This window comes from Actinoplanes lutulentus (genome assembly GCF_003259845.1).
Taxonomy (GTDB): domain Bacteria; phylum Actinomycetota; class Actinomycetes; order Mycobacteriales; family Micromonosporaceae; genus Actinoplanes; species Actinoplanes lutulentus.
The window spans coordinates 240,344-262,325 of record NZ_QLMJ01000001.1 but is presented as its reverse complement, the minus strand read 5'-3'; the positions used below and the strand labels follow the sequence as shown (position 1 = coordinate 262,325).

The 21,982-nt window shown below is 69.9% G+C and carries 13 protein-coding genes; 8 read left to right on the top strand and 5 right to left on the bottom strand.

What is annotated here, in order from left to right; translation table 11 throughout:
* Position 1: 1 nt before the first annotated feature.
* Positions 2-1,561, bottom strand: coding sequence for a pectate lyase family protein (locus tag B0I29_RS01010; RefSeq protein ID WP_111646884.1), 1,560 nt, complete (start codon positions 1,559-1,561; stop codon positions 2-4).
* Between the two features lie 180 nt (positions 1,562-1,741).
* Here B0I29_RS01010 and B0I29_RS01005 point away from each other — a divergent pair, with 180 nt between their 5' ends.
* Entirely contained in the window at positions 1,742-3,112 is a 1,371-nt protein-coding gene (locus B0I29_RS01005; RefSeq protein ID WP_245972106.1) for a pectate lyase family protein, read from the top strand.
* Between the two features lie 1,409 nt (positions 3,113-4,521).
* Here the strand turns inward: B0I29_RS01005 and B0I29_RS01000 are convergent.
* Positions 4,522-5,979 carry an ROK family transcriptional regulator gene (locus B0I29_RS01000; protein ID WP_111646882.1) on the bottom strand — a complete coding sequence of 486 codons (1,458 nt, stop codon included), beginning with the start codon at positions 5,977-5,979 and terminating at the stop codon, positions 4,522-4,524.
* Between the two features lie 125 nt (positions 5,980-6,104).
* Here B0I29_RS01000 and B0I29_RS00995 point away from each other — a divergent pair, with 125 nt between their 5' ends.
* From B0I29_RS00995 to B0I29_RS00975, 5 genes are read left to right on the top strand one after another with little or no spacing between them, the layout of a single operon-like run.
* Positions 6,105-7,124 (top strand): substrate-binding domain-containing protein, encoded by a 1,020-nt coding sequence (locus B0I29_RS00995; protein WP_111646881.1) that lies wholly within the window; start codon positions 6,105-6,107, stop codon positions 7,122-7,124.
* Positions 7,125-7,127: 3 nt separating this feature from the next.
* Positions 7,128-8,093 carry an ABC transporter permease gene (locus B0I29_RS00990; protein ID WP_111646880.1) on the top strand — a complete coding sequence of 322 codons (966 nt, stop codon included), beginning with the start codon at positions 7,128-7,130 and terminating at the stop codon, positions 8,091-8,093.
* Positions 8,090-8,824, top strand: coding sequence for an ATP-binding cassette domain-containing protein (locus B0I29_RS00985; RefSeq protein ID WP_111646879.1), 735 nt, complete (start codon positions 8,090-8,092; stop codon positions 8,822-8,824). The genes B0I29_RS00990 and B0I29_RS00985 overlap by 4 nt, the downstream gene beginning before the upstream one ends.
* Entirely contained in the window at positions 8,817-9,683 is an 867-nt protein-coding gene (locus B0I29_RS00980; RefSeq protein WP_111646878.1) for a sugar phosphate isomerase/epimerase family protein, read from the top strand. Before B0I29_RS00985 ends, B0I29_RS00980 begins: the two co-directional genes overlap by 8 nt.
* The gene (locus B0I29_RS00975) at positions 9,680-10,315 is read left to right on the top strand and encodes a nucleoside/nucleotide kinase family protein (RefSeq protein ID WP_220091269.1); all 636 of its coding nucleotides are present in this window, start codon (positions 9,680-9,682) and stop codon (positions 10,313-10,315) included. Before B0I29_RS00980 ends, B0I29_RS00975 begins: the two co-directional genes overlap by 4 nt.
* An 87-nt stretch (positions 10,316-10,402) precedes the next feature.
* On the opposite strand, the gene B0I29_RS00970 is transcribed toward B0I29_RS00975, so the two are convergent.
* Positions 10,403-11,926, bottom strand: a complete 1,524-nt coding sequence (locus B0I29_RS00970; protein ID WP_111646876.1) for a glycoside hydrolase family 127 protein — start codon at positions 11,924-11,926, stop codon at positions 10,403-10,405.
* Positions 11,927-12,236: 310 nt separating this feature from the next.
* Here B0I29_RS00970 and B0I29_RS00965 point away from each other — a divergent pair, with 310 nt between their 5' ends.
* Positions 12,237-17,684: an ATP-binding protein gene (locus B0I29_RS00965; protein ID WP_111646875.1), complete on the top strand. Its 5,448-nt coding sequence runs from the start codon at positions 12,237-12,239 to the stop codon at positions 17,682-17,684.
* A gap of 77 nt (positions 17,685-17,761) precedes the next feature.
* Positions 17,762-19,972: an ATP-binding protein gene (locus tag B0I29_RS00960; protein WP_111646874.1), complete on the top strand. Its 2,211-nt coding sequence runs from the start codon at positions 17,762-17,764 to the stop codon at positions 19,970-19,972.
* Here the strand turns inward: B0I29_RS00960 and B0I29_RS00955 are convergent.
* The gene (locus B0I29_RS00955; protein ID WP_111646873.1) at positions 19,894-20,346 is read right to left on the bottom strand and encodes a response regulator; all 453 of its coding nucleotides are present in this window, start codon (positions 20,344-20,346) and stop codon (positions 19,894-19,896) included. The genes B0I29_RS00960 and B0I29_RS00955 overlap by 79 nt on opposite strands.
* Entirely contained in the window at positions 20,343-21,977 is a 1,635-nt protein-coding gene (locus B0I29_RS00950; RefSeq protein ID WP_111646872.1) for a PP2C family protein-serine/threonine phosphatase, read from the bottom strand. The genes B0I29_RS00955 and B0I29_RS00950 overlap by 4 nt, the downstream gene beginning before the upstream one ends.
* Positions 21,978-21,982 lie beyond the last annotated feature (5 nt).

The window sequence follows — 21,982 nt, the reverse complement described above, 5'->3', positions numbered from 1 at the left end:
GTCAGGAGGCGTAGGTTTCGAACTCGCCTACTCTGGGCGTACCCGAGGCGCTGTTGATTTTGAACGTGATCTTGGTGGTTGATGTCGCGGTGAAGGAGATGACTCCGGAGCCGGAGCCGCTGGTCAGGACCGCGCCGGTGGCGCCGTTGAGTACCTGGTACGCGCCGATCGCGCCGCCGCCGCTGGTCTCGCGGATGTTGATGCGCGAGATCGTCTTGGCAGCGTCCCACTTGATCGAGATGTCGCCGGTGGTGCCGTTGGGCGACCAGTACGTGGCGAGGTTGGCGTCGCGGACGTTGCCGTAACTCGTGCCGCTCGCCTTGCTGGAGCCGTCCGAACCGGCGCCGATGCTGAGGTTGGTGCCGGACGGGCTCGTCGGACTCGTGCTCGTCGAAGGGCTGGGGCTAGCGCTCGTCGACGGGCTCGTCGACGGGCTTGTCGTCGGGCTGCTCGACGGCTGCGACGTCGTCGAACACGTCCCCGTCGACGTCTTGATCCCCTTGTTCGCGCCGGCCGTCAGCGCCACGATCGACGGCACACAGCTGGCGTTGTCCAGCGTGTACGAGTACGGCACGCTCACGGTCGTGTTCGACACCGGGTTCGGGCCGGCCGGGTTGTTGTCCGTGCCAGGCGACGACCATGTCACGTTGTCGAAGATGTTGCCGCTGACCTGCCAATATCCCGCAGCGTCGGTGTAGAACGTGCCGAGCACGTCCTTCGAGTCCTCGAAGTAGTTGTTGTCCACCTTGGCCTTCGCGCCGGCCCGCGAGTTGATCCCGGACTCGTTCAGGCTGACGTAGTGGTTGTTGTAGATGTGCGCGATCCCGCCCCGCAGCAACGGCGTACGCGAGTCGATGTTCTCGTACTTGTTGTGGTGGAACGTGATGTTCCCGCTGCCGGTGTCGGTCTCACTCGAACCGATCAGACCGCCACGGCCGGAGTTGCGCAGGATGGCGTAGGACAGCGTCACGTACTCGACGTCGTTCTTCACGTCGAACAGTCCGTCGTAACCCTCCGACTCGCCACCCGACGCCTCCAGGGTGACGTGGTCCACCCAGACGTTACGGACCGTGCTCTCCATGCCGATGGCGTCGCCGCCGTTGGACGTGGGGGAGCCGGACTTCTTGACGTTCCGCACCGTCACGTTCTGGATGATGATGTTGCTGGAGTCCCGGATGTGGATGCCGAGCTGGTCGAAGATCGCCCCGCCGCCCACCCCGATGATCGTGACGTTGCTGATCTCCTTGAGCTCGATCACGCCGGCCGCCGTGTTGCAGCTGTCGCCGGACACCTTCGCCGTGTTGCCGTGGTTGATGGTGCCTTCGACCTCGATGGTGATCGGGGTGCTGGCGCTGGCCCGGGTGCAGAGGGCGGTGTGGATCGCGGTGCCGGTCGTCGCCCGGACGGTCGTTCCGCCATTGCCACCGGTGGTGCCGCCGTTCGCCGCAGCGAATCCGGTGGCGCTCCCGACGGCCGCCGCGTTCGCCTGGGCCAGGGGGAGGGCCAGGGCGGCGGCGGCAACCAGGCCCGTGCCGATGCTGATCGCAAGTGCTCGTTTCATGCATGCCTCACTCAAGCTTGGGGATGTCGTCGAGGTGCAGGAAAGCGCTTTCCTGACGAACGATAGAGCCGCATCGATTAACCAGCAAGAAACATCCGGGCCAAATTAGTTGCAGGTTTGTTGTTGTCGATGGGAGCGATCCCACATCTACCGGGTATCCCCTTCATTAAGGAGTCCCCCGTGAGAAAGCTCGCGCTCCTCCTGATCGTCCCGCTCGCCCTCATCGGCTGGTCGATCCTGCCCTCGGACGCCGCGGTCCTCCCCGCCACCGGCGCCACCTACACGCTCAAGGTCACCAAGAGCGGCAAGTGCATCGACGTACCCGGCGCCTCGGCGGCCAACGGCGCCCTGCTCCAGCAGTGGGGTTGCACCGACGGCGCGAAATGGCAGCAGTTCAAGCTCGTCGCGGCCGGATCCAACTACCTGCTGCAGAACATCTCCAGCGGCAAATGCATCGACGTCCCGGCCGGTTCGACCAGCTCCGGCGTCCAGTTGCAGCAGTGGGGCTGCGTGGCCTCACAGACCAATCAGCAGTTCCGGCTGGCCGCCAGCGGCACGAACACCTTCCAGATCATCAACGTGAACAGCGGCCTCTGCGTCAGCGACAAGGACGCGTCAACGGCTTCCGGCGCGGCGATCATCCAGGAGACCTGCACGGCGAACTCGAACAAGCAGTGGGCGTTCACGCAGGTCGGCGCGGCCGCGTCCGGCGCGGTCGGCTGGGGCGCCGGCACCACCGGCGGCGCGGGCGGCTCGACCACCACCGTGACCACCGCTTCCGCTCTGGACAGCGCGTTGCAGGCCACCGATGCCCGCATCATCAAGATCTCCGGCACGATCGCGCTGACCGGCATGCACCGGGTGGCCTCGAACAAGACCATCCAGGGCGTCGGCTCCAGCTCGGGTCTCAGCGGCGGTGGACTCACCCTCTCCGGCGTCAGCAACGTCATCATCCAGAACCTGAACTTCACCGGCTCCAGCGACGACGCCGTCAACATCCAGGACGGCTCGCACCACGTCTGGGTGGACCACAACACGTTCTCATCGGCGTATGACGGCCTGGTCGACATCCGGCTCGCCTCGGATTACGTCACCGTCTCCTGGAACATCACCCGCAGCCACGACAAGACCATGCTGCTCGGCTCGGCCGACGACAACACCGGCGACCGCGGCAAGCTGCGCGTCTCCTACCACCACAACTGGTTCGACGGCACCAACCAGCGCCACCCGCGCGTCCGTTTCGGCAACCCGGTCCACGTCTACAACAACTACTACGACGGCGTGACCAGCTATGGCGTGGCCTCCACGACCGAGGCCGGCGTCCTGGTCGAGGGCAACTACTTCGAAAACGTATCCCGCCCCACGACCCTCGCCCAGGGCACATCCCCCAACGGCAACCTGGTCCAGCGCAACAACCACTTCGTCAACTCCGGCACGCCGGCCACGAACGGCACGGTCAACGCGATCCCGTACTCCTACACCCTCGACACGGCCAGCGCGGTGAAATCGATCGTCACCGCAGGCGCCGGAACCGGAAAACTAGGCCTCTAAAAACCCCTCAAGATCAACTTCAGGTCGCAGCGGGGCGGTGGGTACAGACCGCCGCTCCCGCCGAGGGCCCGGCGCGGGCTCGCTACGCTCCCCGCACCGAGCGACCTGAGCAAATGGTCACGCCCTCCTCCTATCACTCCCCGCCGCACCAACCCCCCACCACACGAACCGGCACAAACACCGCAAGCCTCCCGCAGACCCAGCACCGCCCGCCTTACAAACACCGCACCGCCTCCCGCACCGCACCGCCCCGCCCGCCCTACAAACACCGCACCGCCTCCCCCAGGGCACCGCACCGCCCGCCCTCTCCACACAGATCTTGTGAGCTTGTGGCTGCCGCCCCGGCGAAACCGCACAAGATCCCCAGCCAGCCAGCCAGCCAGGCGGTGCCGCCGGCCTTCCGCGCGATCTAGTGAGGTTGCGGTTGCCGTTGCGGCGAAACCGCACAAGATTCGCACGTGGGCAGGTGGGCAGGTGGTGCCGTCGGCCTTCCGCGCGATCTTGTGAGCTTGTGGTTGCCGTTGCGGCGAAACCGCACAAGATTCGCACGTGGGCAGGTGGGCAGGTGGTGCCGTCGGCCTTCCGCGCGATCTTGTGAGCTTGTGGTTGCCGGGGCGGCGAAACCGCACAAGAACCGCCGCCGGGCAGTCGGGCAGTCGGGCAGGCAGGCGGGCAGGTGGTGCCGCCGGCCTTCCGCGGGATCTTGTGAGCTTGTGGTTGCCGGGACGGCGAAACCTCACAAGATCCGCAGGCGGGCAGGCGGGCAGGCGGGCAGGCGGGCAGGCGGGCAGGCGGGCAGGCGGCTTTCCGCGCGATCTTGTGAGGTTGTGGTTGCCGGGGCGGCGAAACCTCACAAGATTTGTCCCGAAAGGCGGGCCGGCGCGCGAGCCGTAGCTCAGACACCGAAAGCCCAGGCCATAGCGTGCCCCCGCTACGGTTCGGCGCCGCGAGCCGTAGGCCAGCCACGGAAATACCGACGGATAACGGGTCTCCGCTACGGCTGGCGCTGCCTTGGGAGGGTGCGGCCTGTGTGCGTGTCGATTTTCGGTTCGGCCCGCGCCTGAAGCCGACACGAGCGGGCGTCTCCACGGGGTGCGTGTCGAGTTCGGGTGCGTATTGAACCGGAAATCGACACGCACGTGGGCGGTCGCCTGGGCACGCGGGCGGTGGCCTGGGCACGCGCGGGCGGCGGTGTGGGCACGCGCGGGCGGCACCCTAGGCATGCGAGCGGCGGTGTGGGCACCCCCGGGCGGCGGTGTGGGCACGCGCGGGCGTTGGCCTGGGCACGTGTGTGCGGCGGCGTGGGCGCGCGGGGTGTGCGGCGGCGTGGGCGCGCGGGGTGGGCGGCGGCGTGAGTGTGCGGGCGGCGGGTTGGGTGCGTGGGCGGCGGCGCGCGGGGGTGCCGGGGGTTATTGGCGGGCTATCAGGGTCTCCACCCTTGGGGGTGCGAAGATGCTGTCGGCCAGCAGCAGGGCCATGCCCACCAGGCCTGAACGGGGGCCCAGCGTTGTCGCGACGATGGTCAGTTTTCGGGTTGCCAGCGGTAGGGAGCGGCGGTAGACCATCTCGCGGATGCCCGCGAACAACTGCTCCTCGATCTCGGCTAGCTGGCCGCCGACCACGACGACGCTCGGGTTGAGCAGGCTCACCGAGTCGGCGATGGCGTGGCCGAGGATGCGGCCCGCTCGGCGGGCCAGGCGGACCGCTGTCACGTCGCCGGTGCGGATCAGGGCGACGGCGTCGGAGACGGTACGCACGTTGCGGCCCGCCTCGGTCAGGTCGCGGACCAGGGCCCAGCCGCCGGCGTACGCCTCTACGCAGCCCGTGTTGCCGCAGCGGCAGACCGGCTCGCCCTCGCCGCCGAAGGCCGACCGGGTGCCGGAGCCCGCAAACCCAGAGCCCGCAAGCCCGGAGCCTGCGAGCCCGGGGCCTGCGAGCCCGGGGCCTGCGAGCCCGGGGCCTGCGAGCCCGGGGCCTGCGAGCCCGGGGCCTGCGAGCCCGGGGCCTGCGAGCCCGGGGCCTGCGAGCCCGGGGCCTGCGAGCCCGGGGCCTGCGAGCCCGGGGCCTGCGAGCCCAGAGCCCGCAAGCCCGGAGCCTGCGAGTGGCCCGGGCCCGGCAAGGCGATCTGGGACCACGGAGAGCTGGATGTGGCCGATGTCGCCGGCCGCGCCGTCGGCGCCCCGGTAGACGCCGCCGTCGATGATCATGCCGGCGCCGATGCCGGTGCCTGCTTTGATCATCAGGAGCTGGCGCACGTGCGGGTGGACGCTGCGGTGCTCGCCCACGGCCATCGCGTTGACGTCCTTGTCGACCAGGACCGGGCAGTCGTAGCGGCCGGTGAACCACGCCGGGATGTCGTATCGGTCCCAGCCACTCATTATCGGCGGGCTCACCACCTGGCCGCTGTCGAAGTCGACCGGGCCGGGCACGTCGATGCCGATGCCGTGCACGTCGGCCGGGTCGCAGCCCGCCGACGCCAGCAGCGCCCGGAACGCGCTGTCCACGGCGGTGAGCACCGGTGACGGGCCGTCGGCGACGTCGATGTCCTGTTCGCGCTCGTGGCGTACCTCGCCGCGCAGGTTGCACAGGGCGATCCGCATGCCGCTCGCCCCGATGTCCGCGACCAGCAGCACGCCGCGGTCGCTGTTGAACGCGAACCGGCTGGCCGGGCGGCCGCCGGTGGGCGCGCCCTCACCACTCGGCACCACCAGGGCGGCGCCGAGCAGCGCGTCGAGCCGCTGGTTGACGGTCGATCGGGACAGCCCGGTCTGCGCCATGACATCGGCGCGAGTGAGGGTCGGCTGGGTCCGGAAGAGCTGCAGGACGTCGCCGAGACCGGCTGCGACGGCTAGGGGCGACGCGGTCATGGACACGCCGCGATCCTATTACGTTCATCCATCAAACGAAAGGTCGCCAACTTTTGCTTGACAGCCGTCATAAGTCGGCCTTTCAATCGACGTAACCCCAACGACACATAGACAGGACCCCTCCCATGGGTAGAACCCGTCGGTGCATAGCGGCCGGATCCACTGTCGCCGCCCTCGTACTCGTCTCCGCCTGCGGCTCAGGCGATGAAGGCACGACCGCCGGTGGCGACGCGAAGGTCGCCGCGGTCATCAAGGGTCTCGACAACCCGTTCTTCCAGAGCATGGAAGCGGGCATCAACGACCAGGCCAAGACGTCCGGCACCACCGTCACCGTGCAGGCCGCCAACTCGATCAGCGACACCACCGGGCAGGCCGACAAGCTCACCGGCCTGGCCGGGCAGGACTTCGGCTGCTACATCGTCAACCCGATCTCCGGCACCAACCTGATCCAGGGCATCGCGCAGCTCGCCGCGCAGAAGAAGACGATCGTCAACATCGACAGTCCGGTGGACGCCGAGGCGGCGAAGGCGGCAAACGCGACACCGGCCACGTACATCGGCACCAACAACGTCTCGGCGGGGCAGAAAGCCGGTGAGCAGATGCTGACCCTGCTGCCCGGCGGCGGCAAGGTCGCCGCCATCGGCGGCACCGCCGGTGACGTCACCTCCGGCGCCCGCGTCGAGGGATTCACCACCGCTGTCACCGGCAAGCTTGAGCTCGTTCAGACGGTCGCGGCGAACTGGGAACGCCAGGAAGCGCTCACCCAGGCCACCAACATCCTGCGTGCCCAGCCGGATCTCGCCGGGTTCTTCGTCGCCAACGACGACATGGGTCTCGGCGTGGCCCGCGCCGTCGCCACCGCCGGCAAGACCGGCCAGGTCAAGGTGATCAGCGTCGACGGCATCAAGGACGCCCTGGAAGCCGTGAAGGCCGGGCAGGTCGACGCGGTCGTGGCGCAGTACCCGTACGCGATCGGGCAGATGGGCATGGAGGCCTGCCAGGCCGCCGCGAAGGGCGCCACCCTGCCGGCCAGCGTGGAAGCACCGGTCGAGGTGGTCACCAAGGAGAACGCCGACAAGGCGCTCGCCGCCACCCCGAAGCCGTTCGGCGAGTACGCCGACCCGTTCACGTCATTGATCGGCTGAGCGATGACCGCCGCAGCCGTGCTCCCCGCCAAGAAAGAACACCGGCTCACCGATCTCGGTTTCTGGGCCGAGTGGGCCGCCGCCGTCGGCCTGGTCCTGCTGGTCGTCGTCTTCCAGATCCTCAACCCGACGTTCCTGAGCAGCGGCAACATCGCGTCGATGCTTGTTGCCGCGGCCATCCTGGTCATTCTCGCGGTCGGTCAGACGTTCGTGGTCGCCACCGGAGGCATCGATCTCTCGGTCGCCTCGGTGATGACGCTCGGGGCGGTCGTGTTCGGTCAGGCGTACACGATGGGGTGGGGCTTGATCGGATCTTGTCTTGGCGCTGTGGTCGCGGGAAGTCTCGCGGGGCTGGCCAACGGCTTGATCATCGCGAAGGGGCGGATCACCGACTTCATCGTGACGCTCGGCATGCTGTCGGCCGCGTCCGGTGCCGCGCTGATCCTGGCGGATGGCAAGCCGGTGACCATCGTCGACACGTTCCTGCTGAAGCTCGCCACCGGCGGCATCGGCATCTTCGGCTGGCCGGTGATCATCGCGATCGTGATCGCGGTCGCGGCGCACGGGCTGCTGTTCTGGACCCGGTTCGGCACGCATGTGCTGGCGACCGGTGGATCCGCTGAGGCGGCCACCGCGACCGGCATCAGCACCGGCCGCGTGAAGATCGCGGTCTACACGATCGCCGGGCTGCTCGCCGGTGTCGGCGCGATCCTGCTGATCGCCCGGGTCGGCGCCGCTGAACCCGCCTCGAACACGTCGTTCCTGCTCAACTCGGTGGCCGCCGTGGTGCTCGGCGGGGTCAGCCTGCTCGGTGGGCGGGCCACGATCCTCGGTCCGGTGATCGGCGCGCTGCTGCTCACCGCGCTCACCAACGGGCTCACGCTGCTCGGTGTCTCGCAGTTCTACCAGCCGCTGGCCGTCGGCCTGGTCGTGGTTCTGGCCGCTCTCCTGACGAGGTTCCAGAAATGATCAATGTTGACAGTGTCTCCCTTTCTTTCGGCAGCGTGCGCGCTCTCGTCGATGTCTCGCTCACCATCAACAAGGGCGAGATCACCGCACTCGTCGGCGACAACGGCGCCGGCAAGTCCACCCTGGTCCGCTGCATCAGCGGCATCCACCGCCCGCAGTCCGGCACCATCTCGCTCGACGGCGAGCCGCTGCACTTCAAGAACCCCGAGGAAGCCCGCGAAGCCGGCATCGAGACCGTGCACCAGAACCTGGCCCTGGTCGAGGACCTGACCGTCTGGCAGAACCTGTTCCTCAACCGGGAGCTCGTGCACCGGATCGGGCCGTTCGCCGTGCTCGACAAGCGCGGCATGCAGCGGCAGGCCAAGGAGATGGTCTCCACCCTCGCGGTCAACGTCCCCGCGGTGCGTAACCGGGTCCGCCGGCTCTCCGGCGGGCAGCGGCAGGCCGTTGCGATCTGCCGGGCGGCGAGCTTCAGCTCCCGGCTCGTGATCATGGACGAGCCGACCGCGGCGCTCGGTGTCCAGGAGACCGCGCGGGTCGAGGAGCTGATCCTGCGGCTGCGCGACGAGGGGCATGCCGTCCTGCTGATCAGTCATAACTTCGCGCAGGTCATGCGCCTGTCCAACCAGGTGTGGGTGATGCGCGCCGGCCGTTGTGTCGGCGGGCGCCGCACCGAGGCAACCAGCGGCGAAGAGATCGTCGCCCTGATCACGGGAGCTAAGAATGGCTGAGAATCCGATCGGTGTGCACGCTCTGGTCTGGACGGGCGACACGTCGCCGGCGTCGGTCCGGTACGCGGTGGCGCAGAGCAAGCTCGCCGGGTTCGACTTGCTGGAGTTGTCGCTGCATGACTCGTTGAATCTGGATGTCGCCGATGCGCGGGCCGCACTCGACGACGCCGGCCTGAAGATCGCCTGCTCACGGGGACTGGCGTTCGATGCCGATGTATCCAGTGAAGACCTGGATGTCGTGAAAAAAGGTGAAAAACTGTTGCATGACTCGCTGGCGCTCACCTACGGCCTCGGCGGAAAAATCTTCACCGGTGCTCTCTACAGTGCCCTCGGCAAGTATTCAGCGCCGCTCACCGACAGCGGACGCCGCAACGTCGTCACCGTCCTGCGACAGCTCGCCAAAGAGGCCCGGTCGAAAAACATGACCCTCGGCCTGGAGATCTGCAACCGGTACGAGACCAACGTCATCAACACCGCCCACGACGCGCTGCGCCTGGCCGACGACATCGGCGAGGACAACGTCCTGATCCACCTCGACACGTACCACATGAACATCGAGGAGGACGACTTCGTACGCCCGGTGCTGGAGGTCGGCGACCGCCTCGGATACGTGCACATCGGCGAGAACCACCGTGGCTACCTCGGCTCCGGGCACCTCGACTTCACGTCGTTCTTCCACGCGCTCGGCGACGTCGGATACACCGGCCCGATCACGTTCGAGTCGTTCTCGTCCGCCGTCGTCATGGAGGGCCTCTCCAACGACCTGGCGATCTGGCGGAACCTCTGGAGCGACGGCGAGGACCTGGCCCGGCACGCCCGCGCGTACATCGCCACCATGCTTACGGCGTGCCCACGATGAACCACCTGCTGGACCGGGCCCGCGCGCTGACCGGCAACGGCCGCCGCGCGGTCCTCGGCATCACCGGCCCGCCCGGCGCCGGCAAGACCACCCTCGCCGAAGCGCTGATCAGAGCACTCGGCGAAGGGGTCGCGCACGTGCCGATGGATGGCTTCCACCTGGCCGACATCGAGCTCGACCGCCTCGGCCTCCGGTCGCGCAAGGGCGCTCCCGAGACCTTCGACGCTTTCGGGTACGCGGCCTCACTGCGCCGCTTCCGCCAGGATCAGGACGAGATTCTGTACGCCCCAAGCTTCGAGCGCACCCTCGAGCAACCGATCGCCGGGGCGATCCCGGTGCCCCCGTCGACCAGGCTGATCGTCAGCGAGGGGAACTATCTGCTGCTCGACGATCCGCGCTGGTCCGGGGTCCGCGAGATGTTCGACGAGATCTGGTACGTCGACCTGGACTCCGGCGAGCGCATGCGCCGGCTGGTCCGCCGCCACATGATGTTCGGTAAGGACGCCGCCGACGCGATCGCCTGGGCCGAGGGCACCGACGAACACAACGCCACGCTGGTCGAGGCCACCCGCAACCGAGCCGACCTGGTGGTAACCGCCGAGCTGAACCACCCCATCCTGAGCGACTGCTGACCCTGCCCCCGAGATCGCGCAGGCCAGGGCGTGTGTGTCGACTTCGGGTTCGGTACGCCCCTCAACTCGACACACAGCGGGCGGGGGTCAGGGGCGGTGGCTGGGGGACAGGGGGAGCCAGACCCGCATCGGGCCTGGGGTGCGGTTGGCCCAGAGGAAGTAGGGGATCGCCGTCGCCACCGCTGCTGTCGGGCTCACGTTCGCGGCGGCGGGCAGCGGGCGGTACAGCGGGGCCTCGGCTGCCGGTGGGCGGAGGCGGACCGGGGCCTGCAGCGTCACCGGGGAGATGCCGGACGTGTGATAGGCGACGGCCAGCGGTGCGGACTGGTCCAGCTCCAGATCCTCCAGGGCCGCACCGGCCAGCTTGCCCGTCGTCGGGAGGTCCGCCTCCTCCAGGCAGTAGACCAGTGGGCCCCGGACCAGGGCCGCTGTGCCTCGGGTGGCGTCCACCCGAGGGTGGGCGGTGATGCGGCGGGCCGGCATGGCCAGGGTCAGGGTGATCTGGTCGCCGGGGTGCCAGGCCCGGTGCAGGCGCAGATATCCCTTCTCGACCAGGCGGCGGGCCGGGGCGGGGGCGCCGTTGATCGTCAGGCGCAGATCGGTGCACCAGGTGGGTACGCGCAGGGCGAGGGCCCACGGTTCGGCGTCGGTGGCCGTGATGGTCACGGTGATCTGTTCGTCCCAGGGGTACCGGGTGTCGACCTCCACGGTTCTGTTTCCGGAACTGATCGCGGATGACCCGTACAGATGGATGTGTAGTCCGGACGGGCCGCCGGTGGCGGCGTACCCATGCAGTGAGGTCATGAGACGCGCGAGGGTGAGTGGGCAGCAGGCGCCGGGGGTCGCGGGGGTGCGGGTTCGGCCGGTGCGGGTCTGCAGCGGGTTGGTGTGGAAGAACGACTTTCCGTCCACGGAGACGGCGGCGGCGATGCCGTTGTGCAGGACGCGTTCCATCTCGTCGGCGTAACGGACGTCGCCGGTGGCCAGCAGCAGGCGCCAGGACAGTCCGAAACTGGCGATCGCGGCGCAGGTCTCGGCGTAGGCGCGGTCGGGCGGCAGCTCGTAGGGATCGCCGAAGGACTCGTCGCGGTGCCGGGAGCCCTGGCCGCCGGTGAGGTAGGTGCGGGAGGTCTGTGCGGACTCCCAGAGGCGTTCGGCCGCGGCGAGCAGTGCGAGGTCTCGGGTCTCGACGGCCACGTCCACGGCGCCGGCGAGCAGTTGGAGCTGGCTGAGCACGTGGCCGGTGACCGCGGTGGCCTGGCGCAGCGGCACATGGTCTTGGTGGTGCGCCGACCCGAATTCGCCGGGGTCCAGGCGGCTGTGGCCTCGGTTGTCCAGCAGGCGGGCGGCCAGGTCGAGGTGGGGGCGATGGCCGGTCTGCCGGTAGAGCTCGACCAGCGCTGATTCGGTGCCGGGATGCTGGGACGGCTGGCCCGGAGCGGCTTCAAAAAAGGCCTCAGGGGAGACCTCAGGAGAGACCTCGGAAGGGGCCTCGAAAGTGGCCTGCCAGTCGCCGAGGAGACCGCCCGGGGTGAGCTGGACCGCGTCGGCGGGCAGGGGCCGGAGGGTGGACAGCGCCTGGCTGGTGGGGAGGACGGGACCCTGATTCATCGGGCGCTCCTGAGCAAACACGAAAACACCGAAAACGTTTTCGCCGACGTTAGGATCCGCTTCTCGCCTTGTCAATGGGCTGATTGCATGGCTGTCGATGAAACGCCGGAGGACGCATAGAGTCGGAGGGTGGCGACAGTCGTTGAATCAGAGGCCGGGGACGCTTTCAAGGAATGTCCTACTAACGAGTAGGCAAGAAATCTGAAGGCCTTCCGGCGGGCACGGTTTACTACAGTCCGGACCGGTCGTCACCAGCTCGCATCAGAGCAGGCCGCCGGCCGATGCCAGGAAAGAGAAAGGGTTCGATTCGGTGTTCCGTCGTATCGTGATCGTCAACCGTGGTGAGGCGGCCATGCGCCTCATCCACGCGGCCAGAGACCTGTCCGCGGAGACCGGGACTCCGATCGAAACCGTCGCGCTGTTCACCGACGTCGACCGGCACGCCACGTTCGTCCGCGAGGCCGACGTCGCCTATGACCTGGGTCCGGCGGCCGCCCGGCCGTACCTGGACCTGAAGGTCCTGGAGCGCGCCCTGGTGGAGACGAAGGCCGACGCCGCGTGGGTCGGCTGGGGCTTCGTCGCCGAGGACCCGGCGTTCGCCGAGCTCTGTGAGCGGGTCGGCGTGACGTTCGTCGGCCCGAGCCCGGACGCGATGCGCAAGCTCGGCGACAAGATCGGCTCGAAGCTGATCGCCGAGGAGGTCGGCGTCCCGGTGGCGCCGTGGAGCCGTGGCGAGGTCGCCACGCTGGAGGCCGCCAAGGAGGCCGCCGACCAGATCGGTTACCCGCTGATGCTGAAGGCGACCGCCGGTGGCGGCGGCCGGGGCATCCGCGTGGTCCGCAGCGCCGACGAGCTGACCGATGTCTACGAGCGGACCAGCCAGGAGGCGGCTCGCGCCTTCGGCAGCGGCATCGTGTTCCTGGAGCGCCTGGTCACCGGCGCCCGGCACGTCGAGGTCCAGGTCATCGCGGACGGCCAGGGCACCGCGTGGGCGCTCGGCGTCCGCGACTGCTCGGTGCAGCGGCGCAACCAGAAGGTCATCGAGGAGTCGGCGTCGCCGGTCCTCAGCGCTGAGCGGTCCGCCGAGCTGAAGGCCTCCGCCGAGCGGCTCGCCGTCGCGGTCGGTTACCGCGGCGCCGCGACCGTCGAGTTCCTCTACCACCCCGGCGACGACCTGCTCGCCTTCCTGGAGGTCAACACCCGCCTCCAGGTGGAGCACCCGATCACCGAGGCGACCACCGGGTTCGACCTGGTCAAGGCGCAGCTCTGGGTCGCGTCCGGCAACCGCCTGGAGGGTGAGCCGCCGGTCGAGCGCGGTCACGCCATCGAGGCCCGGCTCAACGCCGAGGACCCGGACCGTGACTTCGCGCCGGCGCCGGGCCGGATCGCCCGCCTCGACCTGCCCGCCGGTCCCGGCATCCGGGTCGACACCGGCGTGAGCGAGGGCGACACCATCGCCGCCGACTTCGACTCGATGATTGCCAAGATCATTGCGTACGGGCGGGACCGGGACGAGGCTCTCGGGCGGCTGCGCCGGGCGATGACCGAGACCATGGTCGTCATCGAGGGTGGCGCCACCAACAAGAGCTTCGTCCTCGACCTGCTGCACCAGCCCGAGGTGATCGACGCGAGCGCCGACACCGGCTGGATCGACCGGGTACGCGGCGAGGGCCGCCTCGTCTCCAACCGGCACTCCGCCGTCGCGCTGACCGCCGCGGCCATCGAGGTCTACCAGGAGGAGGAGCAGGCCGAGCAGAAACGGCTGCTCTCCACCGCGTTCGGTGGCCGTCCGCAGGTGCAGCACGAGAGCGGGCGCCCGCTCGACCTGAAGCTGCGCGGTGTCACGTACAAGGTGCGGGTGGCCCGGGTCGGACCGCAGCGTTTCCGGGTCGGCATCGACTCGGGCGCCGAGGAGCGGGTCGCCGACGTCGAGCTCGACCGGTTCGACCGGCACACCGGCCAGATCCGGGTCAACAACGTGCGGTACCGGCTGCTCACCGGCACCCACAAGTCGACACACGTGGTCGAGGTCGACGGGGTCACCCACCGGATCAGCCGGGACGAGGGCGGCGTGCTGCGCTCCCCGATGCCGGCGCTGGTGGTCGCCACCCCGCTGGAGGTCGGCGCCGAGGTCGAGGCCGGCGCGCCGGTGCTCGTCCTCGAGGCCATGAAGATGGAGGCGGTTCTCCGCGCCCCCTTCAAGGGCCGGCTCAAGGAGCTCGTCGTCTCGGTCGGCAGCAAGGTCGACGCGGGCGCGCCGCTGCTGCGCCTGGAGCCGATCGCGGCCGACGAGGCGGAGGAGGCCGAGGTCGTCGAGGCCGTCGAGCTGGACCTGCCGGCCGAGCCGGGTGAGGGCTCGGCCCGCGAGCGGGCCGTCCGGGGACACCGTGACCTGCGCAGCCTGCTGCTCGGCTTCGACGTCGACCCGCACGACAACCGCCGGGTGCTCGGTGACTACGTCGCCGCGCGTACCGCGGCGGTGTCGAGCGGCGCCCGGCCGCTCGCTGAGGAGCTCGACCTGCTGGAGGTCTTCGCCGACCTCGCCGAGCTGAGCCGCAACCGCGCGGCCGGCGACGAGAGCGGCGGCGACAGCCGGGTGCACAGCCCCCGGGAGTACTTCCACACCTACCTGCAGAGCCTCGACGTGGAGCGGGCCGGTCTGCCCGAGACGTTCAAGGCGAAGCTGAGCAAGGCGTTCGGGCACTACGGCGTCAGCGAGCTGGACCGCACGCCGGAGCTCGAAGCCGCGGTGTTCCGGATCTTCCTGGCCCAGCAGCGGGCCGCCACCGACGCGAACGTCGTCGCGACACTGCTGCGCTCCTGGCTGCGGGAGCCGCCGCCGGACGGTGCGCTGCACGAGCCGGCCGGTCTCGCCCTGGAGCGGGTCATCTCGGCGACCCAGGTCCGATTCCCGGTCCTCGCCGACCTGGCCCGTGGCGTGGTGTTCGCCTGGTTCGGCCAGCCGCTGCTGCGCCGCAACCGCGCCCTGGTCTACGCCGGGATCCGCAAGCACCTGCGTCACCTCGACGCGAACCCGGCCGCGCCGGACCGCGCCGAGCGGATCGCCGAGATGGTCCGCAGCACCGAGCCGCTGATCCGGCTGCTCGGCCAGCGGCTCGGCCGCCCGGTCGACAACTCGGTGATGCTCGAGGTGCTGACCCGCCGTTACTACGGCAACAAGGGCCTCATCGGCGTGCAGACCCGGGAGGTGGCCGGCTGCGCGTTCGTGGTGGCCGAGCGTACCGACCTGCGGGTCGTCTCCACGGCGGTGCGATACGAGGAACTGGCCAACGCCCTGAGCGGGCTGGCCGACCTGGCCCGTGCCGGTGACGTCGTCGCCGACGTCTACCTCGGCTGGGAGAGCCAGCCGTCCTCCGCCGACGAGATGGCGACCGCTCTGCACGGAGTGGTCAGCGCGGCGACACTGCCGGAGCAGGTACGCCGGATCACCATCGCGGTGGCCGGACGGCACGGCGCGGTGGCGCATCACCACTTCACGTTCCGGCCCGCCGGGGACGGGATGGCCGAGGAGCGGCTGATCCGGGGCCTGCACCCGTACATCGCGACCCGTCTGCAGCTGGAGCGGCTCTCGCAGTTCGAGCTGACCCGCCTGCCGTCGGTCGACGAGGAGGTACACCTCTTCCAGGCGGTGGCCCGGGAGAACCAGTCCGACCAGCGCCTCGTCGCGCTCGCCCAGGTACGCGACCTCACCGAGTTCCGCGACCACGAGGGTCGTCTGGTGGCCCTGCCGACCGCCGAGGACGTGGTGGCCAGCTGCCTCGACTCGATCCGGCGCGTGCAGTCGCAGCGTCCGGCGAAGTCGGCGTTCAAGGGCAACCGGATCGTCATCCACGTCTGGCCGGCGATCGAGCTGACGGTGGCCGAGCTGAACATGATCGCCCAGCGGCTGGCACCGAGGGCGGCCGGCGCGGGCCTGCAGGAGATCCTGTTCATCGGGCGGCAGCGTGACGCCGGCTCGCTCAGCAAGATCGCCCTGCGGATCGCGTTCGGGCCGACCGGACGCCCCGAGTTCTCGGTGGGCGCGCCTCCGGTCGAGCCGGTCGAGCCGCTCGACGACTACCAGCAGAAGGTGCAGCGGGCCGCGGCGCGCAACACCGTCTACCCGTACGAACTGACCGGGATGCTCGGCGAGTTCGTCGAGCACGACCTGGACGCGGACAACGTGCTGGTCCCGGTTAACCGCCCGAAGGGCCGCAACTCCGCGGCGATCGTCGCCGGTGTGGTGAAGACCCGGACCATCCGGCACCCGGAGGGTGTCACCCGGGTCCTGCTGCTCGGCGACCCGACCAAGGCGCTCGGCGCGCTCTCCGAGCCGGAGTGCCGCCGGATCATCGCGGCTCTCGACCTGGCTGCCGCCAAGAACGTCCCGCTGGAGTGGTACGCCCTCTCCGCCGGCGCCCGGATCTCGATGGAATCCGGCACCGAGAACATGGACTGGGTGGCCGCCGCGCTCAAGCGGATCGTCGAGTTCACCCAGGACGGCGGTGAGATCAACATCGTGGTGGCCGGCATCAACGTCGGCGCCCAGCCGTACTGGAACGCCGAGGCCACGATGCTCATGCACACCAAGGGTGTCCTGATCATGACCCCGGACTCGGCGATGGTGCTGACCGGAAAGCAGTCGCTGGACTTCTCCGGTGGTGTCTCCGCCGAGGACAACTTCGGCATCGGCGGGTACGACCGGGTGATGGGCCCGAACGGTCAGGCGCAGTACTGGGCGCCGGACCTGGTCGCGGCCACCGCGGTGCTGATGTCGCACTACGACCACACCTACGTCGCCGCGGGCGAGAGCGGGCCCCGGCGGGTGTCCAGCACCGACCCGGTCGACCGGGACGTCCGGGACTTCCCGCACACGGTGGCCGGCAGCGACTTCACCACGGTCGGCGAGATCTTCTCGGTCGCGTCGAACCCGGACCGCAAGAAGCCCTTCGACATCCGTACGGTCATGCGTGCCGTCTCCGACCAGGACCACCCGGTCCTGGAGCGGTGGGCCGGCATGGCCGACGCGGAGACGGCCGTGGTGCAGGACGTGCACCTCGGCGGCATCCCGGTCTGCCTGCTCGGCATCGAGTCGCAGTCGGTGACCCGGCGGGGCTTCCCGCCCACCGACGGCCCGGACACCTACACGGCCGGCACGCTGTTCCCCCGCTCGTCGAAGAAGGCGGCGCGGGCGATCAACGCGGCGTCCGGCAACCGGCCGCTCGTCGTGCTGGCGAACCTCTCCGGCTTCGACGGCTCGCCGGAGTCGATGCGCAAGCTCCAGCTGGAGTACGGCGCGGAGATCGGCCGCGGCATCGTCAACTTCCGCGGTCCGATCGTCTTCTGCGTGATCTCCCGGTACCACGGCGGCGCGTTCGTGGTCTTCTCGAAGGCACTGAACGAGAACATGACAGTGCTCGCGGTGAACGGCTCGTTCGCCTCGGTGCTCGGTGGCGCCCCGGCCGCGGCCGTGGTGTTCGCCGGGGATGTGAACGCGCGTACCGCGGCCGACGCCCGGGTGCGTGACCTGGAGACACGGGCCGCGCAGGCGACCGGCACCGAGCGCAGCGCGCTGCTCGCCGAGCTGGACGGTCTGCGGTCGTCGGTGCGTGCCGAGAAGCTGAACGAGGTGGCCGCCGAGTTCGACCGGGTGCACAGCATCCAGCGCGCGGTCGAGGTCGGTTCGGTGGACGCGGTGATCGAGGCGGCCGAGCTGCGGCCACGGATCATCGAGGCGATCGAGTCCGGCCTGCGCTGACTCTTCGTGGAGACGCCGGCCGTGCGCGGCCGGCGTCTCCGCATAAAAGACCCGCGGGCGAAGATAAGGTCAGACAGGTGAACCAATGGCTGCCCGACCGGGTCGTCGCGGCCGAACGTGAGGTCGACGACACCTTCGACGTCTCCGCCTGTGTGCGTGAGCCGATCCACAAGCTGGGCGGCGTCCAGTCGTACGGTGCCCTGATCGGCGTGCGGGACGGCAAGATCGTGGTGGCCAGCGAGAACGCCGGGACCGTGCTGGGTGTGCCCGAGCCGCGCGGCGCGGTGACCCGGCTGCTCACCGACTGGCAGATGGCGACGCTGGCCGCGCTCGCGGACGCCGACACCGGGCAGACCGCGATGATGCCGGTCGAGCTCGGCGGTGTGGGCAGCGGCCGCCGTTTCGACGTGACAGTGCACCGCGCCGACGGGTTGCTGGTGCTGGAGTTCGAGCCGGCCAGCCCGGCGGGGGAGTTCGCTTCGGCGTACGCGCCGGTCCGGCAGGCCCTGGTGCGGTTGCAGCGGGCCGGCACGGTTGCCGAGGCCTGCCAGGAGGCGGTCCGGGAGATCCGGGCGATCACCGGGTACGACCGGGTGGTGGCGTACCGGTTCGAGTCGGCCGACGGCCCGGGTGAGGTGATCGCCGAGGAGGTGGCGGCCGGCTGGGAGCCGTGGCTGGGGCTGTGGTTCCCGGCGACCGACATCCCGCCGCAGGCGCGCCGGCTGTACGAACACAACTGGATCCGGGTGATCGCCGACGTCGAGGACGAGACCGCGCGGCTGGTGCCGGAGGTGCTGCCGGACACCGGCGAGCCGCTCGACCTGTCGATGTCGGTTCTGCGTACCGTCTCGGATTTTCATCTGGAGTACCTGCGCAACATCGAGGTGACCTCGTCGATGTCGGTGTCGCTGCTCTCCGGCGGCCGGCTGTGGGGCCTGATCGCCTGTCACGGGCGCGCTCGCAAGGAGCTGAGCCCGCCGGTCCGGTCGGCCTGTGAGTTCTTCGGGGTGGCGTTGTCGCTGCAGCTCGCGTCGTTGCGCGAGCACGACGTGACGTCGGCCCGGGAACGGTCCCGTCAGGTGATCGCCGGGCTGCTCGCCGACGAGCCGTTGCAGCCGGCCGGGCTGAAGGACCTGATGGACTGCGACGCCGTGCTGGTCCGCACCAACGGGGACCTGACGGTGCACGGCGACGGGCTGGGTCCGGAGGCGGCGGCGGCCCTGCTGGCGGCGCTGCCGGACACGGTCGCCGGGGAGATCTGGAGCAGCGAGTGCCTGGCCGACGACCTGGCGGACATGCCGGAAAAAGGGCCGGCCGGTGTGCTGGCGCTGCGCTCCGGAGCCGAGGGCGACGTCGTGGTCTGGGTACGCGCGGAGCGCACCGTCGCCCGCCGCTGGGCGACCGACCCGAGCCGGCCGATCACGATGGGCCCGCACGGCCGCCGTCTGACCCCGCGCGGCTCGACCGCGGTGTTCCTGGCGTCGGTACGCGGCCACAGCATGCCCTGGTCGACGACGGATCTCGTGATGGCGGCCGAGCTGGGCCGGGCGATGATGGCCTCGGCCCTGGCGAACGCGCGCCGGCTGTCGGCTCTGAACGCCGAGCTGACCCGCAGCAACGTCGACCTGGACTCGTTCGCGCACGCGGCGGCCCACGACCTGAAGGAGCCGTTGCGCGGCATCGCCAACACGGCCACCTTCATTGTCGAGGACGCCGAGGGCATGGACGACGTGACGACCCGCCGCCTGGCGTCCATCCAGCGGCTGGCCGAGCGGATGGACGAGCTGCTCAACGCGTTGCTCTATTACTCACGGCTGGGCCGCACCGAGGTGCAGAGCGAAACAGTCGGGCTGCGTGACGCCGCGCTGCGCGCCTTGGAGGTGGCCGGGCCGCGGCTGCGCGAGGCCGACGTCGAGGTGATCCTGCCGGACCAGGGCGCCACAGTGCACGCCGATCCGATGATGTTCGACCAGGTGCTGATCAACCTGCTGGTCAACGCCGCGAAATACGCCCAGCCGGAACAGCCGCGCCGGGTCGAGATCGGCGTCGACGACGGGTTCTTCGTCCGGGACAACGGCATCGGCATGCCCGCCCACCTGCGGGAACAGGCGTTCCAGCTGTTCCGCCGGCTGCACCCGCCGACCGGGCCGAAAGACGGCTCGGGCGCCGGTCTGGCGATCGTGCGCCGGATCGTGGAGCGGCACGGCGGTCAGGTCTGGGCCGAGGAGTCCCCGGGCGGCGGCACGACGGTGAGAGCGACGTTCCCGGAGGGGCGCGACCCCCAGTAATCCAGCGTCCGGCTCAGCACGCTCTGGAACAGCGCGAAGTTGAGCGGCTTGTAGATGTAGCTGTCGGCGCCGGCCGCGTAACAGGCGTCCGCCTCGGCCTGCTCCTCCGACGAGGTGAACACCACCAGGGTGAGCCCGGCCAGGTGTGGCTGCGCCCGCACGTGCCGGACCACGTCGAGCCCGCTCTCCCCGGGCATGTTGAGGTCGAGCAGGACCATGCTCGGCAGGTCAGCACCGGGCTCGGTGAGCCGGGGCAGCACCTCGCTGCCGGAGCGGAAGAACTCCATCCGCACGTCCGGATGTGACCGGCCGATCGCTCGGGCGATCGCCTCGGTGTCCTCCGGTGAGTCCTCCACCACGAAAAGATCGGTCACGGCAGCTCCACCCGGATGGCCAGCACGGCGATGTCGTCGGCGCGCGCGTCGCCGTAAGCGGCCGCCGCCCTGCTCAGCTCGTTGACGAGAGTCTCCACGGGTGCGTCGCGGAGCTGGTCGAGGGTTTCGGTGAGCGCGCCGTCCTCGAACATCCGGCCCTGCGGGTCCCGGCTCTCGGTCAGCCCGTCCGTGAAGATCACCAGGGTGTCGCCGGGCGCCAGCCGCACCCGGGACCGGCCGAAACGCGGTTCCGGCAGGATGCCGAGCGGCACACCGCCGCCGCGGCCCCGTCGTGGCGGGGCGTCGCGGCGCAGCAGGATCGGGGCGGGATGCCCGGCGGACAGCCACTGCACGTCGAAGTTCTCGCCGGCCGGGCGCAGCATGGCGACGCCGGCCGTGACGAACCGCCAGGAGCCGTCGAGCCGCAGCCGCGCGTTGAGGCGGCTCATCGCCCGCGACGCCGGCAGCCGTTCGTCGACCAGGGCGGCCAGGGTGTGCCGGGCCATCCCGGTCAGCGCCGCCGCGTCGACGCCACGGCCGCAGACGTCGCCGATCAGCGCGGCCACCGTGCCGTCGTCGCGGACCACCACGTCGTAGAAGTCGCCGCCGACCTCCAGGTGCTGGTCGCCGACCGCATAGGAGGCCGCGATCGACAGGCCCTCGACGGACGGCAGGCGGGACGGCAACAGGTGACGCTGCAGGGTCATGATCTCGTCGCGCCGCTGCTCGTACAGTGTGCTGTTGTCGATCGCGAGAGCGGCCCGGGACGCGATGTCGCGCAGGAACGCGACCGGCGGGATCCGTTCCGGCTCCCGGTCGAACAGGAAGATCAGCACGCCGATCACCCGGCCACGGGCCCGCAGCACCTGCGGGTTCATGACGGTCCCGTCGAAATCCGGTACACCCGACGCGGCCTCCAGCGCGATCGTGGCGAGCCGGTCCACCGTCGCCGGGTCGGCGAGCATCGCGGACAGCCGCCGCCTGTCGACGTGCACCGAGCTGCGCAGCACCGGTTTGCCGCCGTCGTAGACGTACACGAGGCAGCCCTCGGCGATCGCCGGGACCGCCATCCGGGGGATCCGGTTCATCGTCTGCGTGGTGTCGAGGACCGCGTCCATCTGCAGCGACGCCTCGGCGAGCAGCGCGTCCCGGATGTGCTGCTGCTGTTCCAGCCGCCCGGCGGCCAGCCTGCGCAGCGCTTCGCGGGTCACGTCGACAACCTGCGCGAGCCGTCCGGCGAGCACGCCGGCGTCCGCCGTGTCGTCGATGAGCAGCATGAACGTCCCGGACGGCTCGCCACCGACCTCCAGGTGCGCCTTCAGCACCCGGGTCACGCCCAGCGCGCGCAGATCGGCGTCCGCCGCGATTTCCGTGCTTTTATCGGCGGCGATGCGCTCGGCCACGCCGCGCCGCTCACCCTCAAGATCAAGACCGGCCCATCGGTACGCGATGACGACCCCACCGTCAGCGTGCCGAAGCCCCCAGACACCGGCCACCCCGGGCTGGGCGAGCAGCGGCGGGAGCACGAGTTCAGCCAGTTCATCCCGGACGCCGATCATGGCGACGGAGGTCCACATGGCGTGCAGCGTGCACGCCCAGTCCTCGCCGTCGCCGTTGTCGGACACCACCACCCGCA

Bases quoted from the DNA above. Each gene is read 5' to 3' on its own strand.
- B0I29_RS00975 (WP_220091269.1), top strand. From the start codon at position 9,680: ATGAACCACCTGCTGGACCGGGCCCGCGCGCTGACCGGCAACGGCCGC.
- B0I29_RS01000 (WP_111646882.1), bottom strand. From the start codon at position 5,979: ATGACCGCGTCGCCCCTAGCCGTCGCAGCCGGTCTCGGCGACGTCCTG.
- B0I29_RS00985 (WP_111646879.1), top strand. From the start codon at position 8,090: ATGATCAATGTTGACAGTGTCTCCCTTTCTTTCGGCAGCGTGCGCGCT.
- B0I29_RS00970 (WP_111646876.1), bottom strand. From the start codon at position 11,926: ATGAATCAGGGTCCCGTCCTCCCCACCAGCCAGGCGCTGTCCACCCTC.
- B0I29_RS01010 (WP_111646884.1), bottom strand. From the start codon at position 1,561: ATGAAACGAGCACTTGCGATCAGCATCGGCACGGGCCTGGTTGCCGCC.
- B0I29_RS00990 (WP_111646880.1), top strand. From the start codon at position 7,128: ATGACCGCCGCAGCCGTGCTCCCCGCCAAGAAAGAACACCGGCTCACC.
- B0I29_RS00980 (WP_111646878.1), top strand. From the start codon at position 8,817: ATGGCTGAGAATCCGATCGGTGTGCACGCTCTGGTCTGGACGGGCGAC.
- B0I29_RS00995 (WP_111646881.1), top strand. From the start codon at position 6,105: ATGGGTAGAACCCGTCGGTGCATAGCGGCCGGATCCACTGTCGCCGCC.